General features: G+C 39.5%; 13 protein-coding genes. 11 read left to right on the top strand and 2 right to left on the bottom strand.

All coding sequences use genetic code 11. From position 1 onward, the window contains the following. Positions 1-47: 47 nt before the first annotated feature. The 10 genes from TZ94_RS04070 (at position 48) to TZ94_RS04025 (ending at position 8,799) form a co-directional block, all read left to right on the top strand. Positions 48-611, top strand: coding sequence for an ECF transporter S component (locus TZ94_RS04070; RefSeq protein WP_045614413.1), 564 nt, complete (start codon positions 48-50; stop codon positions 609-611). Next, positions 601-1,251: a phosphatase PAP2 family protein gene (locus tag TZ94_RS04065; RefSeq protein WP_045614411.1), complete on the top strand. Its 651-nt coding sequence runs from the start codon at positions 601-603 to the stop codon at positions 1,249-1,251. Before TZ94_RS04070 ends, TZ94_RS04065 begins: the two co-directional genes overlap by 11 nt. Before the next feature lie 241 nt (positions 1,252-1,492). After that, positions 1,493-1,918, top strand: a complete 426-nt coding sequence (gene rplK, locus TZ94_RS04060) for a 50S ribosomal protein L11 (protein ID WP_001085806.1) — start codon at positions 1,493-1,495, stop codon at positions 1,916-1,918. 96 nt (positions 1,919-2,014) lie between these two features. Then, entirely contained in the window at positions 2,015-2,704 is a 690-nt protein-coding gene (gene rplA / locus TZ94_RS04055; RefSeq protein WP_045614410.1) for a 50S ribosomal protein L1, read from the top strand. Between the two features lie 208 nt (positions 2,705-2,912). Further along, a complete protein-coding gene (locus tag TZ94_RS04050; protein ID WP_045614408.1) occupies positions 2,913-4,613 on the top strand; it encodes an acetolactate synthase large subunit in 1,701 nt (566 codons plus the stop codon). Beyond that, positions 4,606-5,082, top strand: coding sequence for an acetolactate synthase small subunit (ilvN, locus tag TZ94_RS04045; protein WP_006150351.1), 477 nt, complete (start codon positions 4,606-4,608; stop codon positions 5,080-5,082). Before TZ94_RS04050 ends, ilvN begins: the two co-directional genes overlap by 8 nt. Before the next feature lie 64 nt (positions 5,083-5,146). Next, on the top strand, positions 5,147-6,169 hold the full coding sequence (gene ilvC, locus TZ94_RS04040) for a ketol-acid reductoisomerase (protein ID WP_045614405.1): 1,023 nt from the start codon (positions 5,147-5,149) through the stop codon (positions 6,167-6,169). Between the two features lie 79 nt (positions 6,170-6,248). After that, complete coding sequence (ilvA, locus tag TZ94_RS04035; protein ID WP_045614402.1) at positions 6,249-7,499, top strand: threonine ammonia-lyase IlvA; 1,251 nt, start codon at positions 6,249-6,251, stop codon at positions 7,497-7,499. An 82-nt stretch (positions 7,500-7,581) separates the two neighbouring features. Then, on the top strand, positions 7,582-8,478 hold the full coding sequence (locus TZ94_RS04030; RefSeq protein ID WP_045614399.1) for an SPFH domain-containing protein: 897 nt from the start codon (positions 7,582-7,584) through the stop codon (positions 8,476-8,478). Between the two features lie 105 nt (positions 8,479-8,583). Next, a complete protein-coding gene (locus tag TZ94_RS04025) occupies positions 8,584-8,799 on the top strand; it encodes a hypothetical protein (RefSeq protein ID WP_002893653.1) in 216 nt (71 codons plus the stop codon). A gap of 84 nt (positions 8,800-8,883) precedes the next feature. Here the strand turns inward: TZ94_RS04025 and TZ94_RS04020 are convergent, their stop codons facing one another. Next, entirely contained in the window at positions 8,884-9,624 is a 741-nt protein-coding gene (locus TZ94_RS04020; RefSeq protein ID WP_045614395.1) for an amino acid ABC transporter ATP-binding protein, read from the bottom strand. Further along, positions 9,624-11,189: an ABC transporter substrate-binding protein/permease gene (locus TZ94_RS04015; protein ID WP_045614392.1), complete on the bottom strand. Its 1,566-nt coding sequence runs from the start codon at positions 11,187-11,189 to the stop codon at positions 9,624-9,626. The genes TZ94_RS04020 and TZ94_RS04015 overlap by 1 nt, the downstream gene beginning before the upstream one ends. 130 nt (positions 11,190-11,319) lie before the next feature. On the opposite strand from TZ94_RS04015, the gene TZ94_RS04010 reads away from it, so the two are divergent. Next, positions 11,320-13,212: a DUF2207 domain-containing protein gene (locus tag TZ94_RS04010; RefSeq protein WP_045614389.1), complete on the top strand. Its 1,893-nt coding sequence runs from the start codon at positions 11,320-11,322 to the stop codon at positions 13,210-13,212. Positions 13,213-13,256 lie beyond the last annotated feature (44 nt).

Here is a 13,256-nt window from a genome sequence, read left to right as displayed (position 1 = left end):
AACTTTCCAACTTCTTCTGATTTTATAGAAAATTGGAGGAACCTGTTATGACAAACACACGTCGACTTTCGACCATTGCAATTTTATCGGCACTTTCATTTGTGTTGATGTACTTTGACTTTCCGCTTTTACCAGCGGCAGCCTTCTTGAGGATTGAGTTTAGTATCTTACCAGTTCTTGTGGGATTGGTAGTCTTGGATTTACCAGCGGCTTTAGGAGTTCTCTTGCTTCGTTCTTTGCTGAAAATCTTTCTGAACAATCAAGGAGTTAGTACCTATATAGGTTTGCCAATGAATATTGTTGCACTAGGAGTCTTTGTAATTGCCTTTGGTTTGATTTGGAAAAAAGAACGAACAGCCATTCGTTTTGCCCTAGCTTCCCTAATTGGTGTGATTAGTATGACTCTGGCAATGCTAGTGTTAAACTATGTTTATGCTGTTCCTTTGTACGCAAAATTTGCTAATTTTGATATTGAAAATATTCTAGGGCTAAGTAATTACTTGTTGGCAATGGTTTTACCATTCAATTTGATTGAAGGCGTCATCTTTGCCCTCTCATTCTGGTTATTATTTGTCCTATTGAAACCAACCTTGAAATACTATGAAAGATAAACAAACATATTTCACAAAGGGCTCTTTCGCCCTTTTACTTTTTGTGATTATTGGTTATATGGTAAAGTTCTACCCTGAAATGTTGGTCAACTTTGATCAACCGATTCAGACAGCGATTCGAGGAGACTTGCCTGAATTTCTAACCTTGCTTTTTAGAGCAATCACGCATCTAATTGATATCCCGATCATTATCACTTGGGTCTTACTTGTGGCTTTTATTTTCTATCGTAAGCAGTGGAAACTGGAAAGTTTTCTCATGTTGGGTAATCTGACTTTGGCTGGACTCTTGATTGTGACCTTTAAGAATATCTACCAAAGACCACGGCCAGAAATTCTACACTTGGTAGAAGAAAAAGGTTTTTCGTTCCCTAGCGGACATTCTCTGGCAGTAACGATTATGGTAGGAACTTTGATTGTGATTTTCAGTCAAAGGATTAAAGACAAGCTTTGGAAAAGAATCGTCCAAGTCTTACTAGGATTCTATTTATTGAGTGTACTAGTATCCAGAGTCTATCTGGGAGTTCATTATCCATCAGATGTTCTTGCCAGTCTTTGTGTTGGCCTAGGGGTTCTATTTATTGAATTTCCATTTTATGACAAACTCCGTTTCCAATGGCGTTTTAAAGGCAAGCAGAAGTAATGATAGGAAGCACTCAAATAGAGTGCTTTTTTGACGTGAAAAAACTGTTTCTTAAAGTAAACGGTTTAAAAAACATATAGATTTTAGATAAGCATTTAAACGAAAAAAATCTCAAAAAAATTGATTTTTCCTACTTGAATTTTAGACAGAATAGTGTATAATAGATGGGTATGTGTAAAACATACTTGTGGGAGGTAAAAATCTCTAAATTACCGCCAAAACCACAAAGGAGGATTTAAAAATGGCTAAAAAAGTCGAAAAACTTGTAAAATTGCAAATCCCTGCTGGTAAAGCTACACCAGCTCCACCAGTTGGACCTGCTCTTGGTCAAGCTGGTATCAACATCATGGGATTCACAAAAGAGTTCAACGCTCGTACAGCTGATCAAGCTGGTATGATTATTCCAGTTGTTATCTCAGTATACGAAGATAAATCATTTACTTTCATCACTAAGACACCACCAGCTGCTGTTCTTTTGAAAAAAGCTGCAGGTGTTGAAAAAGGATCAGGTACACCTAACAAAACTAAGGTTGCTACAGTTACTCGTGCACAAGTACAAGAAATTGCAGAAACTAAGATGCCAGATTTGAACGCAGCAAACATTGAGTCTGCAATGCGTATGATCGAAGGTACTGCTCGTTCTATGGGATTCACAGTTGTTGACTAATCAATAACTTCCCTATATAACCCGCAAGACTTCATCATTTCGAGAAGTGACGTGGGAGATGAAAATCGATTGAACCACTTACAAGGAGAATAGAAAATGGCTAAAAAAAGCAAACAACTTCGTGCTGCTCTTGAGAAAATCGACAGCACAAAAGCATACAGCGTAGAAGAAGCTGTAGCTCTTGCAAAAGAAACTAACTTTGCAAAATTTGATGCAACTGTAGAAGTTGCTTACAACTTGAACATCGACGTGAAAAAAGCTGACCAACAAATCCGTGGAGCAATGGTATTGCCAAACGGTACTGGTAAAACATCTCGCGTTCTTGTATTTGCACGTGGTGCAAAAGCTGAAGAAGCTAAAGCTGCTGGTGCAGACTTCGTTGGTGAAGACGACCTTGTTGCTAAAATCAACGACGGTTGGTTGGACTTCGACGTAGTTATCGCTACACCTGACATGATGGCTCTTGTTGGACGTCTTGGACGTGTCCTTGGACCACGTAACTTGATGCCGAACCCTAAAACTGGTACTGTAACAATGGATGTTGCTAAAGCAGTTGAAGAGTCTAAAGGTGGTAAAATCACTTACCGTGCTGACCGTGCAGGTATCGTACAAGCTATCATCGGTAAAGTTTCATTTGAAGCTGACAAGTTGGTTGAAAACTTCAAAGCATTCAACGAAACAATCCAAAAAGCTAAACCAGCTACTGCTAAAGGAACTTACGTAACAAGCTTGACAATCACAACTACTCAAGGTGTTGGTATCAAGGTTGACGTTAACTCACTTTAATTAGTAATAAACAAAAAGGTTGAAGGCAATTAAGTCTCAACCTTTTTTTCTATAAAAAAGGTAAGAATACGTATTATTTTTCTAATCAATTTGATATTGTAAAGTATCTAGATAGAAAATTCAGAAAATTGTTTCTTTTGTCTTGAAAATTTTTGAAAAAATGGTATTATAGAAACAAGTCATTTTATTGAGAAGAGAAAGGGGAACGATGGAGAAAATCATTTTAGATTCACCAAAGTCAGGTTCAGAACTCGTTTTGGAAACGCTCCGTGACCTAGGAATCGATACGATTTTTGGTTATCCAGGCGGGGCGGTATTGCCTTTATATGATGCTATTTATAATTTTAAAGGCATTCGTCATATTTTAGGTCGCCATGAACAAGGATGTCTTCATGAAGCTGAAGGTTATGCTAAGTCAACAGGAAAACTTGGTGTTGCAGTCGTCACAAGTGGACCGGGAGCTACAAATGCCATTACGGGTATTGCAGATGCTATGAGCGACAGTGTTCCCCTTTTGGTTTTCACAGGACAAGTGGCAAGAGCGGGAATCGGTAAGGATGCTTTCCAAGAGGCAGATATTGTCGGAATTACCATGCCGATTACCAAGTACAACTACCAGGTTCGAGAAACAGCGGATATTCCACGTGTAATTACAGAGGCTGTGCACATTGCGACTACGGGTCGACCAGGTCCAGTTGTTATTGACTTACCAAAAGATGTTTCTGCTCTTGAAACGGACTTCGTCTATTCATCAGAAATAGATTTACCAAGTTATCAACCAACTCTTGAGCCTAATGAGATGCAAATCAAGAAAATCTTGAAACAACTCTCTAAGGCTAAAAAACCTGTTTTACTAGCTGGTGGTGGTATTAGTTATGCTGAAGCTGCTGCGGAGTTAAATGAATTTGCAGAGCGTTATCAAATTCCTGTTGTTACCAGTCTTTTGGGACAGGGGACAATTGCAACAAGTCATCCACTATTTTTGGGAATGGGTGGAATGCATGGTTCCTTTGCAGCTAATATCGCAATGACTGAGGCTGATTTTATGATTTCTATTGGTTGCCGTTTTGATGACCGTTTAACTGGAAATCCTAAGACTTTTGCTAAGAAGGCTAAAGTAGCGCATATTGATATTGATCCTGCAGAAATTGGTAAAATTATTGCAGTCGATATCCCAGTTGTTGGGGATGCGAAAAAAGCTCTGCAACAATTACTTGCTGAACCAGTTGTTCATAACAATACTGAAAAATGGGTTGAAAAAGTTACAAAAGATAAGAATCGTGTCCGTTCTTATGATAAGAAGGAACGGGTCGTCCAACCGCAAGCAGTCATTGAACGCATCGGTGAGTTGACCAAGGGGGATGCCATTGTTGTAACAGACGTTGGCCAACACCAAATGTGGACAGCTCAATACTATCCTTACCAAAACGAGCGTCAATTGGTAACCTCAGGTGGTCTAGGAACCATGGGATTCGGAGTTCCTGCAGCCATCGGAGCAAAAATTGCTAATCCAGATAAAGAGGTTGTCCTCTTTGTTGGTGACGGTGGTTTCCAGATGACCAACCAAGAATTGGCAATCTTAAATATCTATAATATTCCAATCAAAGTCATCATGCTCAATAACCACTCGCTTGGGATGGTTCGTCAATGGCAAGAAGCCTTCTATGAAGGACGAACATCAGAGTCGGTCTTTGATAGCCTCCCTGATTTCCAATTAATGGCGCAGGCGTATGGGATTAAAAATTATAAATTTGACAATCCTGAAACCTTAGAGAAGGATTTGGAAGTCATCAAAGAGGATGTACCAATGTTCATCGAAGTAGATATTTCTCGTAAAGAGCATGTCTTACCGATGGTACCAGCTGGTAAGAGTAATCATGAGATGTTGGGGGTGAAGTTTAATGCGTAGAATGTTAACAGCCAAACTTCAAAACCGTTCAGGTGTTCTTAATCGCTTTACAGGAGTCTTGTCGAGACGTCAAGTTAATATCGAAAGTATTTCTGTGGGTGCAACGGAGAATCCTAATGTATCACGAATTACTATTATCATTGATGTCGCATCGAATGATGAAGTGGAGCAAATTATCAAACAACTTAACCGTCAGGTCGATGTTATCCGTGTTCGTGATATCACTGATAAACCTCACCTAGAGCGAGAAGTTATCTTGGTTAAGATTGCTGCACCAGCTGAGAAGCGAGCAGAAATTCTGGCAATCATTCAACCTTTCCGTGCAACAGTGGTCGATGTAGCTCCAAGCTCCATTACCGTTCAGATGACGGGAAATGCAGAAAAGAGTGAAGCTTTGATTCGTGTCATTCGACCATACGGTATCAAGAATATTGCTCGTACGGGTGCAACTGGATTTACCCGTGATTAAGAACCCAACCTAAATTTGTTAATCTAGCCTAACAGGCAATAAAAATAGAAAAGAGAGAAAAACTATGGCAGTTCAAATGGAATACGAAAAAGATGTAAAAGTAGCAGCACTTGATGGTAAAAAAATCGCCGTTATCGGTTATGGTTCACAAGGACATGCGCACGCTCAAAACTTGCGTGATTCAGGTCACGATGTGATTATCGGTGTTCGTCCAGGTAAATCTTTTGATAAAGCTAAAGAAGATGGTTTTGACACTTACACAGTAGCAGAAGCAACTAAATTGGCTGATGTTATCATGATCTTGGCACCAGATGAAATCCAACAAGAATTGTATGAAGCAGAAATTGCTCCAAACTTGGAAGCTGGAAATGCTGTTGGTTTTGCCCATGGTTTCAACATCCACTTCGAATTCATCAAAGTTCCTGCAGATGTTGATGTCTTCATGTGTGCACCTAAAGGACCAGGACACTTGGTACGTCGTACTTACGAAGAAGGATTTGGTGTTCCAGCGCTTTACGCTGTATACCAAGATGCTACAGGAAATGCTAAAGACATCGCTATGGACTGGTGTAAAGGTGTTGGTGCAGCTCGTGTAGGTCTTCTTGAAACAACATACAAAGAAGAAACTGAAGAAGATTTGTTTGGTGAACAAGCAGTTCTTTGTGGTGGTTTAACTGCCCTTATCGAAGCTGGTTTTGAAGTCTTGACTGAAGCTGGTTATGCTCCAGAATTGGCTTACTTCGAAGTGCTTCACGAAATGAAATTGATCGTTGACTTGATCTACGAAGGTGGATTCAAGAAAATGCGTCAATCAATCTCTAACACAGCTGAATACGGTGACTACGTTTCAGGTCCACGTGTGATCACTGAACAAGTCAAAGAAAACATGAAAGCCGTTCTTGCTGATATCCAAAATGGTAAATTTGCCAACGACTTTGTGAACGACTACAAAGCTGGTCGTCCAAAATTGACTACTTACCGTGAACAAGCTGCTAACCTTGAAATTGAAAAGGTTGGTGCAGAATTGCGTAAAGCAATGCCATTTGTTGGTAAAAACGACGATGACGCATTCAAAATCTACAACTAATTTTTGAGAATAAAGATAGAAGGCGAGTTGGGGGTACCTAACCCGCTTTTTATCTTGAAAACGAATTAAGGAGAAGATTATGCTTAGTGCAAAAGATGTGGTAAAAGCCCATAAAGTATTGAGTGGTGTAGTAGTCAATACACCGTTAGAATATGATCATTACTTATCAGAGAAATACGGAGCTAAAATTTATCTCAAGAAAGAAAATGCTCAACGTGTTCGGTCATTTAAGATTCGTGGTGCTTATTATGCGATTTCTCAATTGACCAAGGAAGAACGTGAACGTGGTGTAGTGTGTGCTTCAGCGGGAAATCACGCCCAAGGAGTTGCTTACACATGTAATGAGATGAAGATTCCTGCAACTATCTTTATGCCAATTACAACACCTCAACAGAAAATTGGTCAGGTTCGTTTCTTTGGTGGTGATTTTGTAACCATTAAATTGGTAGGAGATACCTTTGATGCGTCAGCCAAGGCAGCTCAAGAGTTTACAGTCGCTGAAAATCGTACTTTTATCGATCCCTTTGATGATTCCCATGTTCAAGCAGGACAAGGAACTGTTGCCTACGAGATTTTAGAAGAAGCACGCAAAGAATCCATTGATTTTGATACTGTTTTGGTGCCTGTAGGAGGTGGAGGCCTTATTTCAGGTGTTTCTACTTATATTAAAGAAACAAATCCTCAGATTGAGATTATTGGGGTAGAGGCCGAAGGAGCTCGCTCCATGAAGGCTGCATTTGAAGCTGGAGGACCAGTCAAACTCAAGGAAATCGATAAATTTGCGGATGGGATTGCTGTGCAGAAGGTTGGACAGTTGACCTATGAGACAACGCGTAAACATGTAGAAACTCTTATAGGAGTGGATGAAGGTTTGATTTCTGAAACCTTAATTGATCTCTACTCTAAACAAGGTATCGTAGCAGAACCTGCTGGTGCTGCTAGTGTGGCGGCTCTGGAAGTACTGTCAGATTATATAAAAGGTAAGACCATTTGTTGTATTATTTCTGGAGGAAATAATGACATCAACCGTATGCCGGAGATGGAAGAACGTGCCTTGATTTACGATGGCATCAAGCATTATTTTGTAGTGAATTTCCCGCAACGTCCTGGAGCCCTTCGAGAGTTTGTAAATGATATCTTGGGACCGAATGATGATATCACACGTTTTGAGTATATCAAACGTGCTAGCAAGGGAACTGGACCTGTTTTGATTGGTGTAGCTCTAGCGGATAAGCACGATTATGCGGGTTTGATTCATCGAATGGAAAAATTCGACCCGTCTTATATTAACTTAAATGGGAACGAAACCCTATATAATATGCTTGTTTAATATCCTATAAAATTTTTATCATATTATTTGCCTAACCTATATGTGAGTGCTATAATGTAAGTGAAGAAAGGGGGAGATTCCCATGGTTTTACCAGTTATACTTGTTCTATTAATTCTAATGCTTATTGTGGGAGTTACTCTAGTAAGTTCTGTTTATGTCGTTCGTCAACAATCTGTTGCCATTATCGAACGATTTGGTAAATATCAAAAGTTAAGTAATAGTGGTATTCATCTGCGAGCACCATTTGGCATTGACAAAATTGCAGCTCGTGTACAGCTACGCCTTTTACAAAGTGAAATCGTGGTTGAAACCAAAACCCAAGATAACGTTTTTGTGACCATGAATGTCGCAACTCAATACCGTGTAAATGAGCAAAACGTTACAGATGCTTACTATAAATTGATGAGACCGGAAGCTCAAATTAAATCTTATATTGAAGATGCATTACGCTCATCTGTTCCTAGATTAACTTTGGATGAATTGTTTGAGAAAAAAGATGAAATTGCATTAGAAGTTCAAAAACAAGTAGCGGAAGAAATGTCAACGTATGGGTATATTATCGTTAAGACACTCATTACCAAAGTTGAGCCGGATGCAGAAGTCAAACAATCAATGAACGAAATCAATGCCGCTCAACGTAAGAGAGTGGCCGCTCAAGAATTGGCTGAAGCAGACAAAATTAAGATCGTTACAGCGGCAGAAGCTGAGGCAGAAAAAGATCGTCTCCATGGTGTGGGGATCGCAGAGCAGCGGAAAGCAATTGTTGATGGACTTGCTGATTCTATTAAAGAGTTAAAAGGAGCTAATGTCGAATTAACTGAAGAACAAATTATGTCAATCCTATTAACCAATCAGTATTTAGACACATTGAATAATTTTGCAGACAAACAAGGAAATAATACTATATTCTTGCCAGCAAATCCTAATGGAGTTGAAGATATACGGACCCATATATTATCGGCTTTAAAAGCCAAATAATTGTGTTCTGAGCGCTTTAATTCAGTGTATGTATGCGTTTTTATTGACAAACACTATAAAAACATATAGAATGAAATAGCGCAAAGAAAAAAATAGGAGAATAACATGGCTAAGTCTAACTTTGAAAAAGTAGAATCAGTTGTTAGCTGGGTTCGTGATAAAAAAATCACAGGGTATCGTATTTCTAAGGAAACAAATGCACGTGAAATGTCTATCATTGCTTTAGCTCAAGGACGTGCAAAAGTTAAAAATATTTCCTTTGAAACAGCCCTCGGCTTAATTGATTTCTACGACAAAAATCATGAAAAATTTGAAGATTAGTCTTTGGATATAGGCAGGTTCGAAAAGAACTTGCCTTTTCATTTTAGGAAATATAAAAAGACTGCAGGTTGCAGTCTTTTTTGATTATCCAAGATAGCGTTGTAAAAATTCTCTGGTGCGTTCTTCTTTAGGGTTGGTAAATAGATCTTCAGGTTTGCCTTCTTCTGCAATAACTCCCTTATCCATAAAGATAACACGGTTTGATACATCGCGAGCAAATTCCATTTCGTGGGTTACTACAATCATAGTCAATCCTTCCTGAGCTAGTTCTTGCATGATTTTAAGAACTTCACCGACCATTTCAGGGTCGAGGGCTGATGTAGGCTCGTCAAAGAGAATGGCATCAGGGTTCATAGAAAGAGCGCGAGCAATAGCTACACGTTGCTTTTGACCACCAGAAAGTTGCTTTGGTTTAGCTTGCCAGAAACGTTCTCCCATACCAACCTTCTCAAGGTTTTCTTTTGCGATTTTCTCTGCTTCTGAGCGTTCACGTTTGAGTACAGTTGTTTGGGCAACGATTGTATTTTCGAGAACATTGAGATTTTCAAAAAGATTAAAGGACTGGAAGACCATTCCTAGTTTTTCGCGATAGTGAGTAAGGTTATACCCTTTTTCAAGGACGTTTTCACCGTGATAAAGAATTTCACCTTCAGTTGGGGTTTCGAGGAGGTTGATAGAACGTAGGAAGGTTGATTTACCACTACCGGAACTTCCGATGATAGAAATCACTTCTCCTTTATGAATAGTGAGGGAGATGTCTTTTAGGACCTCGTTTTGTCCATAGGATTTTTTGAGGTGTTTGATTTCAAGAATGGGTTGATTCATTATTTCAAATCCTCCGTTTGCATTTGGTTAGCTCCTGTTGTGTAGGTATCCATATCCATCCGTTTTTCGATATAGCGTAGGATACGCGTTACTGTAAAGGTGAGGACAAAGTAGATAACTGCGATGATAGTAAAGGTTTGGAAGTATTGGTAGGTTTGTGTTGCCACCGTATTTCCTGAGAAGTAAAGTTCTACAACAGAGATAACGTTCAATACAGATGTATCCTTGATGTTGATGACAAATTCATTACCAGTTGCAGGTAGGATGTTGCGGACGACCTGTGGTAGGACAATCTTACGCATAGTTTGATTGTGGGTCATTCCAAGTGCAGTCGCCGCTTCAAATTGTCCCTTGTCAACAGCTAGAATACCACCACGGACGATTTCTGTCATGTAGGCACCAGTGTTGATAGAAACGATAAAGATAGCAGCCAGTGTACGGTCAAGATTGATTCCGAAAGCTTGGGCAGTTCCATAGTAGATAACCATTGATTGTACAATCATAGGTGTTCCGCGGAAAATTTCAATATAGATATTGAGAATCCAACCGATTAGTTTTTGGATACCAAAGATAGATTGGTTTTCAGATAGAGGTGCAGTACGGAAGACACCGATAGCAAGACCGATAGCGAGACCAACTATGGTACCGATAATTGAAATGAGAAGGGTAATACCAGCACCACGCAAGAGTTGTTGCCAGTTTTCAGTCAGAATTTTAGCGACTTGGCCAAAGAAATTACTGTTGCTTTCTTCTGTTGTTGTAGATTCTGCTGGTTGCTCTTTAATCATACGATCCATGAGCGCAACTTGTTCATCTTTAGAAATGGTTTCAATACTGGCATTGATTTGGCTGATACGGTCATCATCTTTACGAAGTCCAATAGCGATAGATGTATCTTCTTCACCAGTTTTAAAACCAGGTTCAGGCTGAATCATTTTGAACTTAGCGTTTGCTGATTCGGCAGTTAGGGCTTCAGGACGTTCAGAAACGTAAGCATCAATGACACCAGCTTCAAGAGCTTGTCGCATTTGCGCAAAATCACCCATAGCAGTTTCTTTCTGAGCACCTGGGATTTGTGAAATTAAGTCATAAAGGTAAACACCTTGTTGAGAAGTGATTTTTGCATCTTTAAAGTCATCTAGTGTTTTGGCGTTTGCATAGGCTGAATCTTTTTTGACTAAAAGTACTGGTTCACTGGTATAGTAACTACTTGAGAAGGCAATTTCTTGCTTACGTTCAGCGGTTGGGCTCATACCTGCAATAATCATATCGATCTTGCCAGAGGTCAGAGCTGGAACAAGTCCTTCCCACTTGGTTTTAACAACTAAGGGCTCTTTGCCTAGGTCCTTTGCAATCTTTTTAGCGATTTGAACATCGTAACCATTGGCATATTGGTTGGTTCCATCGATTTTGACAGCACCATTACTGTCATCATCCTGAGTCCAGTTAAAAGGTGCGTAAGCTGCCTCCATTCCGATGCGTAAATATTCATCGGCTTGGACCTGACTAACTAGTCCTAAAGTAAGGGCTAGGCTAGCAAGGATAGTTAAGCATAGTTTTTTCATGTTTTCTCCTATTTCTAGTCTAAAAATGGCTCCCTCTATTGTATCTAAAAATGGTGAGATTTTCAATACAAGTAAACCCTTACTTGGAAAAAAATGATATAATGAAAAAAAGGTCAAAAGAGGCTATATTATGAAAAAAAGATGGTTAATAGTACTCATATTTACTTGTCTGATAATTGTTCCCAAAATGGTTTTTGCCGTGGATTTTAGCATTCCATCCTATAAAGGAGAACTGTATATTCATGCAGATAATACAGCGGAATTTAGGCAGAAGATAGTTTACCAGTTCGAGGAGGATTTTAATGGCCAAATCGTGGGGATTGGTCGTGCAGGGAAGATGCCTAGTGGATTTGAAATTGTTCCTCAGCCAAAGGTTGAGGCCTTTAAAAATAGTCATAAAATCGAAAATCTTACTAGCGAAGTGACAGAAGAAACGAATGGTTATACTGTTAAGGTCTATAATCCAGGTCAGGAAGGGGACAGGGTCGAAGTGGAACTTACCTGGCAATTGAAAAATCTTCTTTTCCTATATGATGATATCGCTGAATTAAATTGGCAACCCTTAACAGATAGTTCAGAATCTATTGAAAAGTTTGAGTTTCACGTAAGTGGAGAGAAGGGGGCTGAAAAACTCTTTTTTCACACAGGGCAACTCTATAGAGAGGGAAGGATTAAACAGAGTGGTCATGAATATACTATTCGTTTAGACAATCTTCCGTCTAAGCGCGGAGTTGAGTTGCATGCCTACTGGCCTCGAACTGATTTTGCTAGCGCTACGGATCAGAACTTGAAAGGGAATCGTTTAGAAGAGTTTAATAAGATAGAAGACTCGATTGTTAGAGAAAAAGAGCAGAGTAAATATATAGTAACTTGGGTGTTTCCTTTGATTTTGTCTCTTTCCTTGTTATTGAGTATCTGCTTCTATTTTATTTATAAAAGAAAGACAGGACCTTCAGTCAAATATGCCAAAAATCATCGTCTCTATGAACCACCAATGGAATTAGAACCTATGGTTTTATCAGAAGCAGTTTACTCGACCTCTTTGGAGGAAGTGAGTCCTCTAATCAAAGGAGCAGGCAAATTCACCTTTGATCAACTCATTCAAGCTACTTTGCTAGATGTGATTGACCGTGGGAATGTTTCTATTATTTCAGAAGGAGATGCAGTTGGCTTGAGGCTGGTAAAAGAAGATGGTTTGTCAAACTTTGAGAAAGACTGTATAAATCTGGCCTTTTCAAACAAAAAAGAAGCAGCTCTTTCAAATTTGTTTGCGGATTATAAGGTCTCTGAGAGTCTTTACCGTGGAGCAAAAGCTGCTGATGAAAAACGTATTCAAGCAAAGGGGTGTCAGCTCAAATATTCTTTTGAAAGAGCATTAAAACAGATGCAAGAAGGGGTGAGAAATCGAGTTTCCTTCTGGGGGCTACCAGATTATTATCGCCCCTTGACTAGCGGGGAAAAGGTCTTGCAAGTGAGTATGGGTATCTCCACTATCTTGCCCCTATTTATAGGATTTGGTTTGTTCTTGTACAGTTTGGATGTTCATGGCTATCTTTACCTCCCCTTGCCAATTCTTGGTTTTCTAGGATTAGTTTTGGCTGTTTTCTATTATTGGAAGCTTCGGCTAGATAATCGTGATGGTGTTCTAAATGAAGCGGGAGCAGAAGTCTACTATCTCTGGACCAGTTTTGAAAATATGTTGCGTGAGATTGCGCGATTGGATCAGGTTGAATTGGAAAGTATTGTAGTCTGGAATCGCCTCTTGGTCTATGCAACCTTATTTGGCTATGCGGACAAGGTCAGTCATTTGATGAAGGTTCATCATATTCAAGTGGAAAATCCAGATATCAATCTCTATGTAGTCTATGGCTGGCATAGTATGTTTTATCATTCAACAGCGCAAATGAGCCATTATGCAACCATCGCAAATACAGCAAGTACTTTTTCTGTATCATCCGGAAGCGGTAGCTCTGGTGGAGGTTTCTCAGGCGGTGGTGGCGGAGGAAGTGTTGGTGCTTTCTAAAGAAAACTAAACACAGCCTTTAAAAGTATGATATAATGGAGGAT

The organism is Streptococcus infantis (assembly GCF_000960085.1).
GTDB classification, from domain to species: Bacteria; Bacillota; Bacilli; order Lactobacillales; family Streptococcaceae; genus Streptococcus; species Streptococcus infantis_C.
Note: the sequence above shows the minus strand (reverse complement) of the source record. Positions and strands in the feature narration are given on the sequence as shown.